The following is a 20,097-nucleotide window of genomic DNA, read 5'->3' on the forward strand; positions in this document are numbered from 1 at the left end:
GGCACCCGGACGGCGCGCAGCCAGACCAGGAGCAGCAGACCGGCGACCACGACGCCCTCGCGGACCGGGTCGCCGAAGAAGCCGGGCACGGTGACGACCGCCGCGAGCGACACCAGCACCCGGTGCGACATCCGGGTCGCCTTCACCGTCGCCCAGCCCAGCGCGAACAGCCAGAACACCACGCTCGCGCGGTGGATCTCGTCGCCGCCGGCGAGCTCGACGACGTCGTACCGCGTGAGCAGCCCGGCGCCCACCAGGGCCATCGGCAGCCAGAACGACCAGTGCCGCTCGAGCCGGTCGACCCAGGGCACGCCGAGGAGCAGGGCCAGGGCGACGAAGGTCCAGACGAGGGCCTCGACGAACCAGTACCACCACTGCGGCTCCGCCCACGACGACGGGCCCAGCACGCCGTTGAGCAGCAGCACGTTGGTCCAGCCGACGTCGCGGCTGGTGAGGGCGACCGCGCCGAGCCAGAGCACGGACGGTACGACGATCCGGGCGATGCTGCCCGCGAGGTGTCGGACCCGGTCGCGTCGCGGGGCGTCGGTGAGGTGGAACCGGCCGAAGTTGAAGCCGGCGACGGCGAGCAGCACGTGCGCCCCGCCCGCGGCGACCAGGAGGTTGGCGTGGCTGGCGACGATCATCACGATCGCGAGCGCACGCAGCGCGACGTTGGTCTCGAGGGTGCGGCCGCGGCGGTTGTCGACGGGCCGGCCGGCGAGCTCGGCAACGGTCAGCAGGTGCCAGCCGGCCGGGAGCGTGCCGAGCACCGCCTCGACCCGGGTCGCGGCCTCGACGTACGACAGCGAGTCGCCCTCCAGGGAGACGAACGTGTCGCCGTCGGAGACGTCCGGGCGGCCGAGCACCTCGGCGAGGGTCGCGCGCAGCGCCGAAGCGCGCGCTTCGGGACCGGAGGGGTCCCTCCAAGCGCGCGCTTCGGGACCGGCAGGGTCCGTCGCCACCCGGGCCCGGGCCACCAGGGTCCGGTAGTCGGGCTTGCCGTTCGGGAGCCGCGGCAGCTCGGTGAGGGCGAGCACGTCGACGGCGCTCCGGGGCAGGCCGAGGTCGTCCTGGGCGACGGCGAGCAGCAGCTCCGGGTCCGCGGCCCGGGCCGAGGCGTCGGTGCCGAGCAGCAGCCGGTCGCCGGCGTCGGCACAGAGCACCAGGTGGCCGCGCTCGGCGTACAACCGCTCGACCTGGTCGAGGTCGATGCGCAGGCCGTAAACCTTGGCGAACCTGCTCCGGCGGCCGATGACCTCGTAGAGACCGTCGGCGGTCCGGCGCGCGACGTCTCCGGTGCGCAACGACTGGACGGTGCGTCCGAGTGCGAGGTCGGCCGGCGTCGTGGCGTAGCCGAGCATCACGTTGGCGCCGGAGTAGACCAGCTCGCCGACCTCGACGCCGTGATCGCCGGGGTCGAGGGGCAGCTCGGGGATGGGCTCGAGCGCGAAGGAGCCACCCGGGATGGGCACACCGATGCTGGCCGGGCTGCCGTCGGCGAGGTCGGGCGGCAGGTAGGCCATCCGGGCCGTGGCCTCGGTCTGGCCGTACATGACGAACAGGTCCCAGCCGCGGCGGCGGCCGAGTGCGACGTACTCGCGGACGCGTTCGGGCGCGAGCCGACCACCCGCCTGGGTCAGGTAGCGCAGCGAGGGCAGGTCCATGTCGGCGAACCCCACGCGGTCGAGCAGGTCGAACGTGTAGGGCACCGCGGCGAACGAGCTGACCCGGTGGTCGCGCACCGCCTCCCAGAAGCACGGGTCGACCACCGAGTGGTCGGTGAGGTACAGGGTGGCGCCCACTGCCAGGTGGGAGTTGAGCACGGACAGGCCGTAGCAGTAGTGCATCGGCAGCGTGGTGGCGGCGACGTCAGTGCTGCGAATGCCGAGGTACTCGGCGATCGCGACGGCGTTCGCCTCGACGTTCTCGTGCGAGAGCCGGACCAGCTTCGGGGAACCGGTCGATCCCGACGTGGAGAGCAGCAGCGCCAGGTCGGGGTGCAGGTCGTGGCCGGTGCCGGAGCGACGCACGCGGAGCTGGTCTCCGGTGACGACGACATCGGGGTCGTACGCCGCGACGACGGCGTCGATCCTCGAGCCGCCGTCGCCGGGGACCAGGATCACCGGATGCCCACCGACCAGGGCGGCGAGGTAGGAGACGACGGACTCGACCCGGTTGGCGCCGGCGAGCAGGACGAGCCTCCGGGTGGTGCCGAGCAGGGCGGCGGTCTCGTCGACTCGGGCCGCGAGCTCGGCGTACGAAACCTTGCCCTCGTCCGTCACCAGCGCCGGCCGGTCACCGTGCCGGGCCAGCCGGCGCCAGAACGCCACGCGCTGCGGAGCAGGGGCCGAGCGCGCGGCGCCGGGCAGGACGGAGGTCACCGGCCCAGGTTATTAGGCAAGCCTTACCTTCGCTACGGCTGGGTCGTATCGGCTCGCCTGGTACGGACCGGCGACGCTCAGCGGGCGGCCCGTCGACCGTGCGCCGGCGGCGGCTCCGGCTTGTCGTCGCGCTGCGCACCGCGGCCGAGCCCGATCCCGCCGGCGACGACCAGGACCACACCGCCGATGACGACCGGGAGGTAGCCGGGCGTCACGGACTCCATGACCGTCAGCCACACCGTGAAGCCGAGCGCCGGCGTGGCCAGCGTGACCACGGCGCGCAGCCAGACCGGCGCGGTCGCCACCAGGGCGTACCCGCCGAACGCCAGCGCCACGACGACCAGCGCCAGACCCACCAGGTAGGCGGTCTGCTCCTGCTCGTCGCCCCACCCGAGGATGGCCGACACGACCCAGGCGACACCCCCCAGGAGCGCCGCGACCGACCCCCATCTGCTCGCAGTCATGACCGGTAGTGTGCCGTGTTCTGCGTCACGCCCGCGCAGCAGGTCGGCGTCCCGGGCGTTCGGGCCGCCCGCAACAATGGCCGGCATGACGACGCGAACTGCGGTGGTGACAGGGGCCAGCAGCGGGATCGGCGCGGCGACGGCACGACACCTGGCGGCCGCGGGCTTCCACGTGTACTGCGCCGCGCGGCGCGAGGACCGGGTGTCCGCGCTCGCGAAGGAGCTCGACGGCACGGCCGTGCGCTGCGACGTGACGTCGCCGGAGGAGGTGGCCGCGCTGGCCGAGCAGGTCGGCGGCACGCTCGACGTACTCGTCAACAACGCCGGCGGCGCCTTCGGTGCGGACCCGGTCGCGAGCGCGAATGCGGACGAGTGGCGCGCCATGTACGAGGTCAACGTGATCGGACTGATGCAGGTCACCCGTGCCCTGCTGCCGGCCCTCATCGCCTCCGGCGCCGGCGTGATCGTCAACGTGGGCTCGACCGCGGGCCGCATCGCCTACGAGGGCGGCGCCGGGTACACCGCCGCCAAGCACGGCACCAAGGTGGTCAGCGAGACGCTGCGGCTCGAGCTGTACGACCAGCCCGTCCGTGTCTGCGAGATCGCCCCCGGCATGGTGAAGACCGAGGAGTTCGCCACCGTGCGGTTCGGCGGCGACCAGGAGAAGGCCGACGCGGTGTACGCCGGGGTCGCCGAGCCGTTGGTCGCAGACGACATCGCCGACGCGATCACGTGGATGGTCACCCGCCCCAGCCACGTCAACATCGATGAGATGGTGATCCGCCCCCGCGCCCAGGCCGCCCAGCACAAGGTCCACCGCGTCTTCCCCTAAACCCGCGAGTGCCAGGCTTTGGCCGCGCGAGTGCGAGGTTTTGGTCGCGCGAGTGCTGGCATTTGGTGGTGCGACACGCACGGTTCGCCCCATGGGCCGGATTCCGTGCACGTGGTCCCGTGACCGGTAGCTGGTCAACAGGCGTGCGCTCTCCGCTGCCTTCGGTGTCCCTGGCGGGGCGACCGTGCAGTCATGACGCTCAGCCCACTCCCCAACCTCTTGGACATTGACCTTCCTCCGTCACCCTTCACCGGCCGGCAGGCACAGGCCCTCGGCATTACTCGTTCTCGGCTCCGAGCACTCGAGGCGAGCCGAGCCGTGCGCCGGGTGCTGACCGGCGTGTACGTCGGCGCCGACACGCCGGACACCATCCAGCTGCGCTGCCAGGCGGCTCGACTCGTGGTTGCACCCCACGTGGTGCTGTGCGATCGCACAGCGGCGTGGATCTGGGGTGTCGACACGTTCGACTATCGCGAGCTCGAGGTGCTTCCTCCGCTCGAGACGTGGGCACTCCGTGGCAGAGGACGGGTCACTCGGCGTGGATGCGCGGGCGGAGCTCGGGATCTCGCTCCGGACGACATCGTCGACGTCGAAGGGCTTCAGGTCACGACTCCGCTGCGCACCAGTCTCGACCTGGCCTGCCGGTTGTCTCAGCGCGCGGGGCTGGCGGCAGTCGACGGATTCATGCGGGACCACGGTCTGACCCAGGACGATCTTCGACGAGGTCTGCTCAGGTTCCGCGGGCGGCGCGGTGTGGTGCAGGCACGCGCACTCGTGGCCGTCGCCGACGGTCGGTCCGAGTCGAACGGCGAGTCGTGGATCCGGCTCGCGATCATCAACGCCGGACTGCCCGTGCCCGAGCTTCAGTGGTGGGTGGACGTCGACGGCGCCCCGACGTACCGGCTGGACCTGGCATACCCGAAGCACAAGATTGCGGTCGAGTACGACGGTGTTGCGTTCCACTCCACGCCGGAGCAACGTCGCCACGACCGGGAGCGTCGTGAGTGGCTCAGCGACCACGGATGGACCGTGATCGTGGTCAAGCGATGGATGCTGACCAATGCGGCCGTGACCGAGTGGACCGGCAGGATCGCCGCCGCCTTCGATCCGCGCTGACCCGCCGAACCGTGCGTGTCGCGCGGCCAAACCCAAGCACTGACGCGACCAAACCCAAGCACTCGCGCGACCAAAGCCTGACACTCGGCGGAGTCGGAGAAGCGGATCAGTCGAGGAGGAGGTGGGCGAGCTCAGCGAGGTCGGGGGTGAGGTCCTGCTCGCCGAGGACCACCTGGCGGTCGCCGACCTCGAACGTGTAGACGTAGCGGTCCGGCTGCGGGCGGGACGCGGTCAGGGAGGTGAGGTCGATGCGGGCCAGCAGGCGCTCCAGGTCGGCGGTCCGGGGGTCGTCGCCGAGGCGGACCTCGGCCTGCTGCACCCGGCCGACGATGCCGCCGCTCCGGGTCACCACAACCAGCTCCCCCGTCCCGCTTCCGGCCGACCCGACAGGAGCGGGCCCCGAACCGGCCGGCACCGGTGCGCCACCCGCCGGGACAGCGAGCCCCACCTCGGCCCAGGCGTCGGCCACCGCGGCGCGTGCCTCGGATGAGACGTCCTCCGCGGCCGCCACGGTCGCGGCCGCGAACTGCGCGAAGCCGGTGTCGGGACCGAGCCCGGACGTCAGCGCGGTGTACCAGATCCGCCCGACCCCCTCCCACGCGTTGCCGCCGAGCGCGACGGCGGCGAGGTGGTACGCCCGGTTGGGGATGCCGGAGTTGAGGTGCACGCCGCCGTTGTCCTGGGTGGTCTCGATGTAGTCCGCCATCGACCCGACCTGCGGGTCCCTGCCGAGCACCGGGTCGTCGTACGCCGTGCCGGGCTCGGCCATCGACCGCAGCGCCCGGCCTCGCACCGGCGGCAGGAAGATCCCCTCGCCGATCAGCCAGTCGGCCTGGTCCGCGGTGTGCCCGAGCAGCCGCTGCTTGAGGCAGGAGGCGAACACGTCGGACACCGACTCGTTCAGCGCCCCGGACTGCCCCTGGTAGACCAGGCCCGCCGTGCGTTCGGTGACGGCATGCGTGAACTCGTGGCCGAGCACGTCGACCGGCTTGGTGAACCGGGTGAAGACCCGACCGTCCCCGTCGCCGAACACCAGCTGCCGCCCGTCCCAGAACGCGTTGTCGTAGTTGCGCCCGTAGTGGACCGTGGCCACCACCGGCGCCCCGGCGTCGTCGTACGACGTCCTCCCGAACACGTCCGCGAACATCGCCAGCGACGCCTCGACCCCCGCGTGTGCCTCGTCGACCGCGGCGTCGCCGGTGGGGTCGTCCGTTGCGGCGCGCACCAGCCGCCCCGGCAGCGACGTGCCGTTGTCGGCCGAGTGCACCGCGAACGGCCCGTCGAAGACGGCGGCCGGCGCGAGGCCCGGCGCGGCACCGGGGCTCGACTCGCGGCGCTGGCGCAGCTCGGTGTCCTGCACCAGCGTGCCGCGGCAGCACCCGCCGATGTGGTCGTCGGGGTGCATCGCGGCGAGCCGCTCGAGCAGGTAGGGGGGCACGAACCGGCAGGTGACCATGGGCCCACCCTTTCCCGAGGGACGGACAGAAGTAAACGTCCGGCACCGTGTGCCAGACTTCCGCACGTGCTGACCATCGGACTCATCGGCGGACTGAGCTGGGAGAGCAGCCTGGAGTACTACCGGCTGCTCAACGCCGGCGTCGAGGACCGGCTGGGCGGGCTGCACTCCGCCAAGGTGGTGATGTCGTCGGTCGAGTTCGCCGAGCTGACCGAGCTGCAGCAGGCCGAGCGTTGGGACGACGTCGCGGCGATCCTCGTCGAGGCCGCGCGCGGCGTCCAGGCGGCCGGCGCCGACCTGGTGCTCATGTGCTCGACCGCCTTCCACCGGGTGGCCGAGCAGGTGGAGGCGGCGCTCGACGTACCGTTCCTGCACCTCGCCGACGTCGTCGCCCGCGCGACCGAGGAGCACGGGTTCAGCAAGCTGGGGCTGCTCGGCACGTCGTTCACGATGAGCCGCGGCTTCTTCATCGACCGGTTCGCCTCTCACGGCATCGAGGTGGTCGTCCCCGACGAGTCCCACCACGAGCTGCTCGACCGGATCATCTACGACGAGCTCGTGCACGGGAAGGTCATCGACACCAGCCGCACCCGCGTCGTCGCGCTGATCGACGAGCTGTGGGACGCCGGCGCGCAGGGCGTGATCATCGGCTGCACCGAGCTCGAGCTGCTGGTCAAGCAGGCCGACTCCGAGATCCCGGTCTTCCCCTGCACCACGCTGCACGTCCAGGCGGCGCTCGACCGCGCGCTCAGCTGAGGACCTCCTCCACGGCCGGGCCCAGCGTCGCCCCCGCCTTCCCGCGTACGACGAGCGTGGCGACCGAGTCCAACGGCGTCGGCTCGTCGTTGACGATCACCAGCCGCGCCCCGTGACCAAGCGCGACCTCGGGCAGCCCGGCCGCGGGGTACACCTGCAGCGAAGACCCGGCCGCCACCATCAGGTCGCAGCGGGACGCCAGGTCGTAGGCGGCCTCCACGACGCCGGGGAACAGCACCTGCTCGAAGGAGACCGTCGCGGACTTGACGATCCCGCCGCACGACGGGCAGGCGGGGTCGGGGTCGCCGGCGTCGACCCGGGCCATCGCCCAGGCGTGCGTCTCGTGGAAGCCGCACCCGTCCGGCGTCCCGTGGACCGGCGCGTGCCCGATGCACATGACCTCGGTCGCGGTGCCGTGCAGCTCGACGACGGTGCGCGACCCGGCCCGCTGGTGCAGGCCGTCGATGTTCTGGGTCACGACCCCCAGGCAGCGGCCGGCCCGCTCCAGCGCGGCGAAGGCGTGGTGCGCCGGGTTGGGCTCGAAGGGGGTCGCGAAGAACTCGCGGCGCATCAGCCAGGATCGCGCCCGCACCTCGGGCGAGGCGGCGTACCGGCCGAAGGTGAACTCGCTCGGGTCGTAGCGGCTCCACACCCCTCCGGGCGAGCGGAAGTCGGGGATCCCGGACTCGGTGGAGACGCCCGCGCCGGTGAAGCCGACGACGCGCTCGGACCGGGCGAGAAGGTCGGTGAGCCGCTGCACGGCGCCACCTTACGTACGCCCCGCCCGGTGGGAGGGTGACCCGGCGGCGCGACCCCGCTACCCGCGCGATCGTCCGAGCACGCGCGAAGCCGCCTGCTCGGCGTTGCGGACGACCTCCGCCGGGTCGACGTGCAGCAGCTCCCCGTGCCGCTTGACGATCCGGCCGTCGATGACGACGGTGTCGACGTTGGCGGGGGTCACGGACCGCACCACCGTCGACTCCGGGTCGCCCACCGGCGCGACGTTCAGGTCGTGCTTGCGGATCATCACGACGTCGGCGCGCTTCCCCGGGGTGAGGGAGCCGGTGACGTCCTGGAGGCCGAGCGCCGTGGCGCCGTTGATCGTCGCCATCGCCAGGCAGTCGTGGAAGGTGAGCGCCGGCAGCGCCGCGGTGTCGGTGCCCTCCCAGGGGATCCCCATGTTCCACGCCACGTTCATCGCCTCGAACAGGTTGACCGGATGCAGCGACGTGGCGTCGATGGAGAGCGAGACCACGACCCCGGCGTGGTGCATGCCGAGCAGCGCAGCGCGCGGGTCACCGGCCTCACCGAGCCGGAGCTCGGAGTGGACGGAGTAGCTCAGGGGCGTTCTCGACTCGGCCATCAGCGACCGGTCCTCCTCGGTTGCAGCCAGGAAGTGGCAGATCATGAAGTCCGGGCCGAGGTAGTCGTGCGCGGCGAGGTCCGCGACCCGGACCTTCGTGGCACCGCCCTGCATCGTGTGGATGGCCACCGGCAGCCGACGGGCGCGGGCGTCGTCCATCTCCTTGTGGAACACGTCGAGCTCGCCCAGGTCCGGCCCCCTCAGGTTGAGGCCTAAGTGCACCACGTTCTCGAACGGCGAGTCGGTGCCGAACCACTCGGCCGTCACGCGGTCGATGTCGGAGAACGCCAGCGGCTCGTCGACAGGCAGCCCGTCTCGGTGACCGTAGGCGTAGCGCGCGCGGACGAGCCCGCCACGGTGGGCCCGGAGCTCGGCATCCGCGTGCTCGGGACTGCGGGTGTTGTGCGACCAGTTGTGCACTGTGGTGATCCCGGCGTTCGCCGCCTCCACCAGGCCCAGCAGCACGCTGTCGTAGAAGTCCTCCGGCTCGTACGACGACGAGGTCGCCAGCTTGGCGGGGAAGTACTCGTAGCCCTCCCTGATGAAGTTCCGGCCGACCGTGCTCCACATGTGCCAGTGCGAGTCGATCAGACCGGGGACCACGACCATGTCCGAGGCGTCGATCTCCTCGGCGCCGTCGACCACCAGCCCGGTGCCGACATCGGTGATGGACCCGTTGCTGATGGCGACGTCGCAGTCGTCCCGGACACCGATGTCCGGGTCCATGGAGAGCACCAAGCCGCCCCTGAGCACCAGGTCGCGGCGTTCGGGCGTATGCGTTTCGGTCATGTCGTCTTCTCTCAGTCTCAGGTCTGGACGCCGAGCCCGACCAGGTCCGAGAGCGTCTCCGGTCTCGAGCGGAGCTCCGCGGGCTCCCCGGTCCAGGCGATGTTGCCGCCGTCGCCGAGGACCGAGATGCGGTCGGCGACGGCGAGGGCGAAGTCGACGTTCTGCTCGGCGAGCAGCACCGTCTGCTCGGTGTCCTTCAGGGTGTGCAGGGTGTCGAGGATCTTGTCGTTGACGATCGGGGCGAGGCCCTCGGTGGGTTCGTCGAGAAGCAGCAGCTGCGGGTTCGTGACCAGCGCACGGGCGATCGCGACCATCTGCTGCTCACCGCCGGACAGGGTTCCGCTGCGCTGGGCGTGACGTTCGCCGAGCCGTGGGAACAGCTCATAGACGCTGTCCTCGTTCCACCGGCCCTTGTGGCCTCCGGTGCCGCCTCTCTGGGCGATCTGGATGTTCTCGCGGACGGTGAGGCTCTGGAACAACCGGCGCCCCTGCGGGACGAGGCTGACGCCGAGCCGGGCGACCTTGTGCGCCGGAAGACCGACCAGGTCGCGGCCCGCCAGGCGCACGCTGCCGCCGGTGAGCGTCGGCGGGTGCAGCCCGGCGATGACCCGCAGCAACGAGGTCTTGCCGGCACCGTTGCGTCCGAGGAGAGCGTGCACCTCCCGGGGCTGGATGGCGAGGTCGAGCTCGCGCAGCACGCCGGCCGTGCCGTAGCCGGCCTCGAGCGCGGTGACCTCAAGAAGTGGCTGCGCGGCCAAGGTAGACCTCCCTCACGTGTGCGTTCCTGCGGATCTCGGCCGGGGTGCCTGCGGCGATCGTGCGGCCGTTGTCCAGGCAGAGGACCCGGTCGGCGAGGCCCAGCGCCAGCGTCAGGTCGTGCTCGATGAGCAGGTAGGGGACCGACCGGGGCAGCCCTTCGAGCACCTCCCGCAGCCGCTGCCGCTCCACCACCGAGAGTCCTGCCGCCGGCTCGTCGAGGAGCAGCAGCCGCGGCTGTACGACGAGCGCCATGGCGATCTCGACCTGACGTCGCTCGCCGTGCGACAGGCTCTCCACCGGGTTGTCCCGGCGGGCGGTCAGCATGAGCTGCTCCAGGACCCGGTCCACCTCGGCCGTCGCGGCCTTCGTGCCCGCCCGCGGCCAGAAGCTCCACCGGACCGGGCGCAGCGCCTGCGCGGCGAGGGTGACGTTGTCGGCCACGGTCAGCGTGGGGAACAGGTTGGACACCTGGAACGTCCGGGCGATGCCCAGCCGGGCGCGGCGGCGCGACGACCAACGGGTGACGTCGCGTCCCTCGAACGCCACCGTGCCGGCGCTGGTGGACACCTCGCCGGCGATCAGCTTGAAGAGGGTCGTCTTGCCGGCGCCGTTCGGTCCGATCACGGCCAGACGCTCGCGCTGCCCGAGCGTGAGCGACACGTCGTCGACGGCCGTGAGGCCTCCGTATCGGCGCACCACGCCTCGGATGTCGAGGACCGGCGTGCTCGCCTCCTCCCCGGCCGAGGCCGGGGAGGAGGGGAGCGTGCCGGACCTGTCGGTCACTGGATCTGCGTCTGCTCGCGGGAGAAGACCGGCTGGTCGAGGTACGCCTCCGGCTCCATCGTCCAGAACTGGCTCTGCTCCTCGAACGTCTCGGCGGGGGCGTTCCAGAAACCGCCGTCCTCCCGCTCGACCACCTCGGTGAGATACACGTTGCCGACGATGTTGTTGTAGTCGTCGAACCTGATCGGACCGTAGACGCTGTCGTCGAACGTCAGCCCGGAGGCGGTCTCGATGAACGAGTCGTCGACGGTGCCGTCCGTCTCGGCCAGCGTCTGCGCGGTGATCTGCGCCATGAGGTAGCTCCCGGCGGCATAGAGCGACGGGACCTCTCCGTGGCGCTCCTCGTAGGCGTCCACGAAGGTGCTGACCTCCTCGGACTCCCGGCCCGCGGCCCAGTAGGTGAAGCTCTGCACGCCGGCCGCCTTGTCTCCCACCTCACGCAGGAAGACCTCGTCCGCGAAGCAGCAGTTGCCGACGAGCGGGATGCCCGCGGCACCGAAGTCCTGCCACGCGTTGTAGAACAGGATCGCGTCCGGGCCTCCGGCCGAGCCGATGAACACGATGTCGGGGTCGAGCCGCTGGATCTGGCTCACGTAGGTGCTGAAGTCCTGCGTCCCGAGCGGGTTCCACAGCTGCTTGGTGATCTCGCCCCCGGCCTCGGTAAACGCGCTGACGAAGCCGCCGCAGCTCTCCCAGCCGAACGCGTAGTCCGGACAGAGCGTGACCGCGGTCCGGTGACCCTCGTCGTAGGCCCAGGTCCCGGCCGGGAAGTTCGACTGGCTGCTCGTGTAGCCGGCCCGGAGGATGTTCGGGTCGAACGCGCGCTGGGTGAGGTCGTCAGCGCCGGTGATCTGCAGCGTCGGGATGCCCTGGCCGGCGACGTAGTCGGCGACGGCCAGTGCCGTGTTGGCCAGGATCGGACCGGCGACCATGTCGACGCCCTCCTGCTCGACCAGGCGTCTCGCCTTGGTGAGCGCCACCTCCGGATCGCCGGCGTCGTCCTCGTAGGTCGTCTGGACCTGTACGTCGCCGACGGTGTCCCCGTTCAGCTCCCAGTACAGCTCCCAGCCGCGCTTCATGTCCGTGCCGAGTGCGGCCGCGAAGCCGGTGACCGGCGAGATGAACCCGACCGTGACCGTGCTCTCGTCACCGTCGCCGCCGCCCGCGTCCTCGGCGCAGCCGGTCGCGAACAGCATGAGTGCCCCAGCGGCCGCGGCCAGCCAGCGCGTCGAACGTCGTGTGCTCCTGAACATCCTCATGATCCCTTCTGGTGGTGGCCCCGTACGTCCGTGAGATCGCGTGGCGTGACCGCGTCCGCGGGCGGCTTCGGGGTCGGGCGGACGCCGCCCGAGCGGCGAAGAAGTGCGGTCGCGGGGAGCGTGGAACCGGGGCCGTCCCGGCGGTCCCAGAGCACTCCGGCGACTCCGCGTGGCATCAGGATCACCACGGCGATGAAAAGCAGCCCGAGCAGCGTCGGCCAGCGCTCGACGTACGAGCTCAGCCAGTGCTCGATCCCGACGACCAGACCGGCGCCGATGATCGGCCCCAAGGGTGCGCCGACCCCGCCGATGATGATGATGATCACGGCCATCGCGGAGACCTCGAAGGCGGCCGCGGACGGACTCATGAACTGGGAGTTCCACACCGCGAGGACACCGGCCGTGCCCGCGACGAGGCCCGACAGCATCATCGCGGCGAACTTGATGGCGGGGGTGGCGTAGCCGAGGCTGGTCATCCGGCTCTCGCTGTCGCGGATGCCGCGGAAGGACAGTCCCAGCGGCGAGCGCCCGAACAGCCAGAGCGCCACGAGCGTGACGGCGAGTATCGCGAGGCAGAAGTAGTAGAAGGCCCAGGGGTCCAGCAGCGACTCGGGCCGACGGATGCCGATCAGGCCGCTCTGACCGCCGGTGACCTTCGACCACTTCAGCGCTATGCCGTAGACCATCACTCCGAGCGCCAACGTGATCATCAGGAACACCAGGCCGCTGGTGCGCATGGCGGTGATCCCGTAGAGCGCGCTCACGGCGACCGTGACCAGCAGGGCCAGCAGCAGCTGGGTCGCCAGGCCGTGCTGGTCCCGGACCGCCCACGCGACGGCGTAGGCGGCGCTGGCCGAGATCCCGGCGTGGCCCATCGAGACCAGACCGGCCTCTCCGGCCAGGGTGTTGACGCTGACCGCGAGGAGAGCGGTGATCACGGCGAGGGTGAAGAGCGACAGCACGTAGCGCTGGGACCAGGCCGGCACGATCAGCAGCAGTGCGAGGAGGACGGCCGTGGCGGCCCAGCCGGAGTAGCGGCGCATCGGCTAGACCGCCTTCCCCAGCAGGCCCTGCGGCCGGAGCACGAGGATCAGCGCCATCGGGGCGAAGACCGCGAAGTAGGAGAGCTCCGGCAGCCAGAGCCGGGAGAAGGCGTCGATGAGGCCGATCAGGACGCTGCCGAGTGCCGCACCCTCGATGCTCCCCAGTCCCCCGATGATCACAACGACGAGGGCGAACAGCAGGATCTCGGTGTCCGCGCCGGGTCGCATGGTGAGGATCCCCGCCGCGGCCACCCCGGCCAGCCCCGCGAGCGCGGCACCGAAGACGAACAGCAGGGTGAAGACGCGCTCGATGTCGATGCCCAACGAGCTCGCGGTCTCGCGGTCGTCGACGCCGGCACGGACCACGGTCCCGATCCGCGTCCGGGACTGGATCAGCTTGAGACCGACGGCGATCGCGACCGCGAGGATCACCAGGACGAGCCGGTACTTCGGGAAGGTCACCGACCCCAGGGACACGCTGCCGGTCAGGAACTCGGGCAGGGGCACCGACCTCGGGTTCCCACCGAACGCCCACAGGCACAGGTCGGCGATCACGAACGCGAGCCCGACCGTGACCAGCACCTCGAGCAGCTCGTTGTTCCGAACCGGTCGCAACAGCAGGCGTTCACTGACCAGCCCGACGAGCGCGGTGACGACGACCGCTGTCACGAGGCCGGCGAGGTAGCTGCCGGTCGCCGCCGTCACCGAGATCGCGACGTTGCCGCCCAGCAGGTAGAACGCCCCATGGGCGAGGTTGACCACGCGCATCAGTCCGAAGACGAGCGTGAACCCGCTCGCGAGCAGGAACAGCAGAGCCCCGAAGCTCAGACCGTTGAGGACCTGGGTGCTCAGGTAGCCCAACGACATCTCGACTCCAGACTGGTAGTGGTTGCCAACGTGGCCGCACCCTCACGTGCCGGGCCGGCCGTCAGGCCGGCGGACTCCGGTCGAGCAGCCCTGCCAGGACCGCGTCCAGCCCCGCGACCGGCGCTGCCTCGGACGTGCGCCAGGCCACCACCCCGTCAGGGCGGATCAACGCCGCCCCCTGGAGCCCGGAGTCCGCCCCGACCTGTTGCACGGTGATCGGAAGGCCCAGGGACGCACTCGTCTCGTCGGCGACCTTCGCCCAGTCGTCGGGCACCCCGCTCGTCACGAGGGCGAAACCGTGACCGGCGACGTCGACCGTTGAGCGGCCGTCGGCGAGCTCGACGTGCGGCGCTCGCGTGCCCGGCGCCCAGCTGTGTGACCGCGGGTCGTCGAGGGGCGCCTCGGGCGTGCTGGTGTCCGCCACTGCACCCGAGCGGTAGATCGCGCCGAGCTCGATGGACGCGTCGTCGAGCGGTGACTGCAGGTCGTCCTGCGGCAGTGACGGGTCGACGCGGAGCACGTAGCGCGTGTAGGCCTGCTCGACGGTCAGCGCACCGATCGGTCGCCGCTCCTCGTCGTACGACGTGAGCAGCCCGGGCCCGGCGTGGCCCTTCGTCACCATCGCGAGCTTCCAGGCGAGGTTGTGGGCATCGGCCACCCCGGTGTTGCCACCGAACCCGCCGGTCGGAGGCATCACGTGCGCGGCGTCGCCGGCGAGGAACACCCGCCGGGCGGAGAACGCCTCCGCGGTCGCGGCGCCGGCGTTCCATCGCTGCACGCTCTCGATGTCCACCGGGTGGTCCGGTGCGCAGCCCAGCGCGGTGCGGACCAGCTCGACGCCGCGTTCGGTCGGCATGTCCTCGCCCACGTTGGTGTCGCGGGTCCCGTCCGCGGCGGTCGTTGAGAACACCGCCAGGAAGCCGGAGTCGGCCGTGATCGAGAACCGGAAGAAGCCCAGCAGGGTCGGGTGGTTGACGTAGACGACGCTCAGGTTGCGGTCACCGAGCATGGGTCGGACGTCGGACTTGAAGTAGATCGTCACGCAGTCGGCGAAGCTGCCGCGGCCGGACATCGCGATGCCGAGCTGCTCGCGGATCCGGCTGTGCGCGCCGTCCGCGGCCACCAGGTAGTCGGAGACCACGACCTCCTCCGAGCCGTCGTCGCGTGACCGGATCACCGATCGGACGTGGTCGTCGTGCTGCTCGAACGACACGAGCTCGGTGCCGAAGCGGTGCTCGGCGCCGAGTCCTGCGGCTCGCTCGCGGAGCACCGGCTCGAGACCCACCTGGGTGACGAACAACCGGTCGGTCGGGCTCAGCCCCTCGACGCCCTCGTTGTAGGAGTGGAAGAAGTACGCCAGCTCCTTCCCGCCGAGGCTCTCGACGGCCATGATCGCGCCGTTCTGCACGAACTCGCCGGCGGCCGCCTGCTCCACGGCGCCCTGGAGACCCACGGAGCGGAACACTTCCATCGTGCGCTGGTGGAACGACGCGGCCCGTGGGTGGATCGCGGTGCCGCGGTGGCTCTCCACCAGCAGGTGCGGGACGCCCTGGTCGGCGAGCAGCACCGAGGTCGACAGGCCGACCAGGCTGCCGCCCGCGACCAGGACGGGTACGTGCCGTTCCGTCACGCCGCTCACCCAGCCGTCTCGGCGGCGTCGCGTGAGCGGTGCGTGTCGGAGGACCGGAACTCGGTGTACTGGTACGGGTTGTCGAGCATCTTGGTCTCCGGTACCTCGGGGTGCATCCCCTGCCGCCAGGCCTCCTCGCCGAGCTCCCGCTGGAGGTACTCGACCGTGGCCTCGACGGTGCGCCGCGCCGCGGGCAGGTCGATGCCGACCAGCTCGTGCTCGTGCTTGACCACCACACCGTCGACGATCACGGTGTGCACGTCGCTGCGCTGGGCCTGCATGGCCACGTGCCCGTAGGGGTTGATCAGCGGGAACATGGCGGGCGAGCGGTCGTTCTTGATCAGTACGACGTCGGCCTTCTTGCCGTGCTCGAGGGTGCCGACGAGGTCGCCCATGCCGAGGGCATCGGCTCCTCCGCGGGTGGCCCACTCGACGACCTGGTCGGCCCGCAGGTGGCAGTTGGTGACGGTCTCACCGATCGCGTGCGCCTCGAGGTGCTCGCGCGACCGGTCGGCGCCGAGCGTCGAGCGCATCGCGGAGAAGAGGTCGCCGCTCATCCACACGCTGGTGTCCATGGAGATGGACACGCGGATGTCGTGGTTGCGCAGCGCCCAGGTGGGCGGGTAGCCCTGCCCGCAGCTCTGCTCGCTCTCGGTCGCGACCGAGACCGCGCCGCCGGTCGCGGCGATCCGCTGGTAGGAGTCGTCTCCGAGCGTGGCCGCGTGCACGTAGATGTTGCGCGGGGTCATGAAACCGTGCTCGTGCATCAACCGGATGCCGTCGTCGTTCGTCGCTCCCCACACGCCGGCGTGCGTGGTGACCGGCACGTCGAGCTCGCGGGCCACCTCGAAGGCAGCCTTCTCCGGGAACTCCGGGTCACCGGTGACGTCGAACGCCATCTGGAAGCCGAGCATGTCGGTGCGCTTCATCCGGCGCTCCACGAAGTCGCGGAACTCCGGGCTGGCCGACCACTCCCACGGCCCGGCCTGAATGTTGCCGTAGGCGAGCACGAAGCGGCCCGGGACAGCCTCCAGCGCGTCGACGGCGGCGTCGGCGTGCTGCGCCGTCTGCAGGCCGTGCGACCAGTCCACCGTGGTGGTGACGCCGGCGTCGATGGACTCGATCGCCGAGAGCAGGTTGCCGGCGTAGATGTCCTCGGGGCGGAACTTCTTGCCGTGCTCGAGGTAGTACCAGACGAAGTACTGGGTGAGGGTCCAGTCGGCGCCGTACCCGCGCATCGCGGTCTGCCACATGTGCCGGTGGGTGTCGATCATGCCGGGCATCACGATGCCGCCGGTCGCGTCGATCTCGAGGGCGCCGTCGGGGGCCGCGAGCCCGGGCCCGATCTCCGCGATCCGGTCGCCGACCACGAGCACGTCCGTGTCCGGCAGCACGCTGCGCTGCTCGTCCATCGGAAGCACCGTGCCCCCGCGCAGCACCACGGGCCGTCCTGCCGCCAGCTGATCGGTCATCTCCGTCTGCCTCCGTGAGTTTCCCGCTCCGCGAGAGTTGCGGACAGATGTCCGCAGAGCGATCATGTTCACCATGCTGTGACGGTCGTCACGGTGTCAAGACCGGACTACCCGGCCCGACCGAACGGATCGACCATGCCCCGTCGCGACGCCGCACCGGACTTCATCGAGGCCATCGCGCGCGGGCTCGACGTGATCACCGCCTTCCGTCCGGGGCGGCCGGTGATGGCGCTCAGCGAGCTCGCCGCCGCCACCGGGCTGGCCCGCCCGACGGTGCGCCGGATCCTCGTCACGCTGGAGTCGCTCGACTACGTGCGCCCGTCCGAGGGCGGCTACACCCTGACGCCGCGCGTGCTCGAGCTCGGCCTCACCTACGTCCAGGCGATGGGGCTGTGGGACGTCGCCCACCCGCACCTCGAGCGGCTCGTCGGGCACACCCACCAGTCCTCGTCGATCGCCCAGCTCGACGGCTCCGACATCGTGTACGTCGCCCGGGTGGCGGTGCCGAAGATCATCGCCCTCGCGGTCAGCATCGGCACCAAGTTCCCCGCGCCGCCGACGTCCCTGGGCAAGGTGCTGCTGGCCGGGCTCCAGCCGGACGCGCTCGACCGCGTGCTGGCCGAGCCCAGCCGGTCGGGCATCACGCCGCGCGTGGTGCTGGACCGCGCGCAGATCGACGAGACGCTGCACGAGGTGCGCGCGCGGGGGTGGGCGCTGACCGACGAGCAGCTCGCCGGCGGGATCCGCTCGATCGCGGCGCCGCTGCGTGACGGTCGCGGGCGCGTGGTCGCGGCGGTCAACGTGACCGTGCACGCCGCCGAGACCTCGGTCGAGGTGCTCCTCGAGCAGCACCTGCCCCGGCTGCTGCAGACCGCCGGCGCCATCAGCGCGGACTTCGCGATGGTCGACGCGTTGCCGAAGAAGGTCGCCGGGGACTGAGCGGGTCCCGGCCGGCCCGACCACCGAATGCTTGACACGGGGTCGGCCACGTGCCCACTATCGGTGACGGACACTCGTCCGCGCAGCGGACATCGTTTCGCGATGCGGGCGTCATGAGGAGGACCGATGCCCGGTGCAGGACCGCTCGCGGGGCTGCTGGTCGCGGACTTCTCCCGGATCCTCGCCGGCCCCTACGCGAGCATGCTGCTGGCCGACATGGGCGCCGAGGTCGTCAAGGTGGAGAGCCCCACCGGCGACGACACCCGCACGTGGATGCCGCCGGTGCGTGACGGCGAGTCGACGTACTACCTCGGCATCAACCGCAACAAGCGCTCGCTCGCGCTGGACCTGCGGGACGAGAAGGACAACGCGCTCGCCCGGGAGCTCGCCGCCCGCGCCGACGTGGTGCTCGAGAACTTCAAACCCGGCGGGCTGGTGAAGTACGGCCTCGACTACGAGACCGTCAGTGCGGCCAACCCGCGCGTCGTGTACGCCTCGATCAGCGGGTTCGGCTCCGGCGGCGGCGCCCGCCTGCCCGGCTACGACCTCATCGTCCAGGCGATCTCCGGGCTGATGAGCCTCACCGGTGACGCCGACGGGCCGCCGTACCGCGCCGGCATCTCCGTCTTCGACGTCATGTCGGGGATGCAGGCGACGATCGGCGTGCTCGCCGCCCTCGAGCACCGCCGCAACTCGGGGCAGGGGCAGCACGTCGAGGTGAACCTGCTCTCGACCGCCCTCTCCGGCCTCGTGAACCAGACGAGCGCGTACGTCGCCGGCGACACCGTGCCGACCCGGATGGGCAACTCGCACCCGAGCCTGTTCCCCTATGAACCGCTGCCCACCGCGGACGGCGACCTGATCATCACGGCCGGCAACAACGGCCAGTTCGTCCGGCTGTGCGGGGCCCTCGGGGTGCCCGAGCTCGCAGAGGACCCCCGCTTCGCCAGCAACCAGGACCGCACCGCCAACCGCGAGGAGCTGCGCCCGCTGCTCGTCGAGCGGCTGAGCACCCGGACCCGCGACGAGTGGTTCCGGCTGTTGCTCGACGCGGGCGTCGCGTGCGGGCCGATCAACACCGTCGCCGAGGGCGTCGCGTTCGCCGAGCAGGTGGGCCTCGACCCGGTCGTGCGGCTGGGTTCGGGCGACCGGGTGATCCCGAGCGTGCGCAACCCCGTGACCTTCTCCGAGACGCCGGTCGTCTACCACTCGCCACCGCCGCAGCTCGACGAGCACGGCGCCGAGCTGCGGGCCTGGCTCGCCGAGCCCGCGGACGGCCGCGCGGGGACCGGGACGGAGGACGAAGCGTGAGCGAGCACTCCTACCCCACGTCGCTGGGCGCTTCGACTGCCGACCAGATCACGCTGTTCGGTCACGACCTGGCCGAGGACCTGATGGGCCGGGTCGGGTTCGGCGAGCTGGCGTTCTGGCTGGTCGCTCGGCGGCGTCCCACGCCGGGCCAGGTGCGGGTCTTCGAGGCCGTGCTCGTGGCCCTCGCGGACCACGGCTTCACCCCGACCGCGATCGCCGCCCGGATGACCTACCTCTCCGCACCGGACTCGCTCCAGGGCGCCCTCGCCGCCGGTCTGCTCGGCGGCGGCTCGCGCTTCCTCGGCGTCACGGAGGACTGCGGCAGCTACCTCGCCGACGTGCTGGCCCGGCACGCCGACGACCGGCCGCCCGACGACGCCCCCGACGAGGCCTGGGACGCCCTGGCGCTCACCGCGGTCCGCGAGTCCCACGAGGCCGGGCGCTACGTGCCGGGGCTGGGTCACCCGGTGCACAAGGAACGCGACCCGCGGACGCCACGGCTGATGCGGATCGCCGAGGAGGAAGGGCTCCGGGGCCCGCACCTGCGGCTGTTCGACGCGATCGGCCGCACCCACGAGCAGGTGCTCGGCCGGCGGCTGCCGCTGAACGGGGCAGGTGTCTGCGGGGCGGCGCTCGCCGACCTCGGGCTCCCGCCCGACCTGTTGCGCGGCGTCTCGCTGCTGGCCCGCACGGCCGGCCTGCTCGGGCAGATCGCGGAGGAGCGGGTGCACCCGGTCGGGATGGACGTCTACCTGCACGTCGACCGCAACGCGTCGTACGTCGACCCGGGCGATCCGGACGACGAGACCGGCTGAGAGCCGCACGAAGAGGCAGCACCGAACGAGCCCAGGAACGAGCCCAGGAACGAGCAGAGGGA

18 protein-coding genes are annotated in these 20,097 nt (G+C 71.4%); 6 read left to right on the forward strand and 12 right to left on the reverse strand.

The window, feature by feature from the left end:
• Both VFH10_RS07735 and VFH10_RS07740 read right to left on the reverse strand, forming a co-directional pair.
• The coding region (locus tag VFH10_RS07735) for an AMP-binding protein (RefSeq protein ID WP_325127536.1) at positions 1-2,381 on the reverse strand (2,381 nt) is incomplete at its 3' end.
• A 77-nt stretch (positions 2,382-2,458) separates the two neighbouring features.
• Positions 2,459-2,845 (reverse strand): hypothetical protein, encoded by a 387-nt coding sequence (locus tag VFH10_RS07740; RefSeq protein WP_325127537.1) that lies wholly within the window; start codon positions 2,843-2,845, stop codon positions 2,459-2,461.
• Between the two features lie 85 nt (positions 2,846-2,930).
• Here VFH10_RS07740 and VFH10_RS07745 point away from each other — a divergent pair, with 85 nt between their 5' ends.
• A complete protein-coding gene (locus tag VFH10_RS07745) occupies positions 2,931-3,677 on the forward strand; it encodes an SDR family oxidoreductase (protein WP_325127538.1) in 747 nt (248 codons plus the stop codon).
• 318 nt (positions 3,678-3,995) lie between these two features.
• A complete protein-coding gene (locus VFH10_RS07750) occupies positions 3,996-4,793 on the forward strand; it encodes an endonuclease domain-containing protein (RefSeq protein WP_325127539.1) in 798 nt (265 codons plus the stop codon).
• Positions 4,794-4,899: 106 nt separating this feature from the next.
• On the opposite strand, the gene VFH10_RS07755 is transcribed toward VFH10_RS07750, so the two are convergent.
• Positions 4,900-6,249 (reverse strand): protealysin inhibitor emfourin, encoded by a 1,350-nt coding sequence (locus VFH10_RS07755; RefSeq protein ID WP_325127540.1) that lies wholly within the window; start codon positions 6,247-6,249, stop codon positions 4,900-4,902.
• A gap of 66 nt (positions 6,250-6,315) precedes the next feature.
• Here VFH10_RS07755 and VFH10_RS07760 point away from each other — a divergent pair, with 66 nt between their 5' ends.
• Positions 6,316-7,005 (forward strand): aspartate/glutamate racemase family protein, encoded by a 690-nt coding sequence (locus VFH10_RS07760; protein WP_325127541.1) that lies wholly within the window; start codon positions 6,316-6,318, stop codon positions 7,003-7,005.
• On the opposite strand, the gene VFH10_RS07765 is transcribed toward VFH10_RS07760, so the two are convergent.
• From VFH10_RS07765 to VFH10_RS07805, 9 genes are all read right to left on the reverse strand, one after another.
• On the reverse strand, positions 6,998-7,765 hold the full coding sequence (locus VFH10_RS07765; protein ID WP_325127542.1) for a Sir2 family NAD-dependent protein deacetylase: 768 nt from the start codon (positions 7,763-7,765) through the stop codon (positions 6,998-7,000). The genes VFH10_RS07760 and VFH10_RS07765 overlap by 8 nt on opposite strands.
• Positions 7,766-7,822: 57 nt before the next feature.
• Positions 7,823-9,157, reverse strand: coding sequence for an amidohydrolase family protein (locus VFH10_RS07770; protein WP_325127543.1), 1,335 nt, complete (start codon positions 9,155-9,157; stop codon positions 7,823-7,825).
• Between the two features lie 17 nt (positions 9,158-9,174).
• On the reverse strand, positions 9,175-9,915 hold the full coding sequence (locus tag VFH10_RS07775; protein WP_325127544.1) for an ABC transporter ATP-binding protein: 741 nt from the start codon (positions 9,913-9,915) through the stop codon (positions 9,175-9,177).
• Positions 9,893-10,699: an ABC transporter ATP-binding protein gene (locus VFH10_RS07780; protein WP_325127545.1), complete on the reverse strand. Its 807-nt coding sequence runs from the start codon at positions 10,697-10,699 to the stop codon at positions 9,893-9,895. Before VFH10_RS07780 ends, VFH10_RS07775 begins: the two co-directional genes overlap by 23 nt.
• The gene (locus VFH10_RS07785; RefSeq protein WP_325127546.1) at positions 10,696-11,958 is read right to left on the reverse strand and encodes an ABC transporter substrate-binding protein; all 1,263 of its coding nucleotides are present in this window, start codon (positions 11,956-11,958) and stop codon (positions 10,696-10,698) included. Before VFH10_RS07785 ends, VFH10_RS07780 begins: the two co-directional genes overlap by 4 nt.
• Complete coding sequence (locus VFH10_RS07790; RefSeq protein WP_325127547.1) at positions 11,955-13,001, reverse strand: branched-chain amino acid ABC transporter permease; 1,047 nt, start codon at positions 12,999-13,001, stop codon at positions 11,955-11,957. The genes VFH10_RS07785 and VFH10_RS07790 overlap by 4 nt, the downstream gene beginning before the upstream one ends.
• Before the next feature lie 3 nt (positions 13,002-13,004).
• On the reverse strand, positions 13,005-13,868 hold the full coding sequence (locus VFH10_RS07795; RefSeq protein WP_325127548.1) for a branched-chain amino acid ABC transporter permease: 864 nt from the start codon (positions 13,866-13,868) through the stop codon (positions 13,005-13,007).
• A gap of 61 nt (positions 13,869-13,929) precedes the next feature.
• Positions 13,930-15,498, reverse strand: a complete 1,569-nt coding sequence (locus VFH10_RS07800; protein ID WP_325127549.1) for an FAD-dependent monooxygenase — start codon at positions 15,496-15,498, stop codon at positions 13,930-13,932.
• A 5-nt stretch (positions 15,499-15,503) separates the two neighbouring features.
• On the reverse strand, positions 15,504-16,970 hold the full coding sequence (locus VFH10_RS07805) for an amidohydrolase family protein (protein ID WP_325127550.1): 1,467 nt from the start codon (positions 16,968-16,970) through the stop codon (positions 15,504-15,506).
• Between the two features lie 135 nt (positions 16,971-17,105).
• On the opposite strand from VFH10_RS07805, the gene VFH10_RS07810 reads away from it, so the two are divergent.
• From VFH10_RS07810 to VFH10_RS07820, 3 genes are all read left to right on the forward strand, one after another.
• A complete protein-coding gene (locus tag VFH10_RS07810) occupies positions 17,106-17,909 on the forward strand; it encodes an IclR family transcriptional regulator domain-containing protein (RefSeq protein WP_325127551.1) in 804 nt (267 codons plus the stop codon).
• Positions 17,910-18,035: 126 nt separating this feature from the next.
• The gene (locus tag VFH10_RS07815) at positions 18,036-19,220 is read left to right on the forward strand and encodes a CoA transferase (protein WP_325127552.1); all 1,185 of its coding nucleotides are present in this window, start codon (positions 18,036-18,038) and stop codon (positions 19,218-19,220) included.
• Positions 19,217-20,035 carry a citryl-CoA lyase gene (locus VFH10_RS07820; protein WP_325127553.1) on the forward strand — a complete coding sequence of 273 codons (819 nt, stop codon included), beginning with the start codon at positions 19,217-19,219 and terminating at the stop codon, positions 20,033-20,035. The genes VFH10_RS07815 and VFH10_RS07820 overlap by 4 nt, the downstream gene beginning before the upstream one ends.
• The last annotated feature ends 62 nt before the right edge of the window (positions 20,036-20,097 follow it).

This window comes from Nocardioides sp. (assembly GCF_035697785.1).
GTDB lineage: Bacteria > Actinomycetota > Actinomycetes > Propionibacteriales > Nocardioidaceae > Nocardioides_B.

Excerpts from the sequence above, each read along its gene's own strand:
- VFH10_RS07740 (WP_325127537.1), bottom strand. The coding sequence starts at position 2,845 with ATGACTGCGAGCAGATGGGGGTCGGTCGCGGCGCTCCTGGGGGGTGTC.
- VFH10_RS07745 (WP_325127538.1), top strand. The coding sequence starts at position 2,931 with ATGACGACGCGAACTGCGGTGGTGACAGGGGCCAGCAGCGGGATCGGC.
- VFH10_RS07755 (WP_325127540.1), bottom strand. The coding sequence starts at position 6,249 with ATGGTCACCTGCCGGTTCGTGCCCCCCTACCTGCTCGAGCGGCTCGCC.
- VFH10_RS07770 (WP_325127543.1), bottom strand. The coding sequence starts at position 9,157 with ATGACCGAAACGCATACGCCCGAACGCCGCGACCTGGTGCTCAGGGGC.
- VFH10_RS07785 (WP_325127546.1), bottom strand. The coding sequence starts at position 11,958 with ATGAGGATGTTCAGGAGCACACGACGTTCGACGCGCTGGCTGGCCGCG.
- VFH10_RS07790 (WP_325127547.1), bottom strand. The coding sequence starts at position 13,001 with ATGCGCCGCTACTCCGGCTGGGCCGCCACGGCCGTCCTCCTCGCACTG.
- VFH10_RS07795 (WP_325127548.1), bottom strand. The coding sequence starts at position 13,868 with ATGTCGTTGGGCTACCTGAGCACCCAGGTCCTCAACGGTCTGAGCTTC.
- VFH10_RS07805 (WP_325127550.1), bottom strand. The coding sequence starts at position 16,970 with ATGACCGATCAGCTGGCGGCAGGACGGCCCGTGGTGCTGCGCGGGGGC.
- VFH10_RS07810 (WP_325127551.1), top strand. The coding sequence starts at position 17,106 with ATGCCCCGTCGCGACGCCGCACCGGACTTCATCGAGGCCATCGCGCGC.
- VFH10_RS07815 (WP_325127552.1), top strand. The coding sequence starts at position 18,036 with ATGCCCGGTGCAGGACCGCTCGCGGGGCTGCTGGTCGCGGACTTCTCC.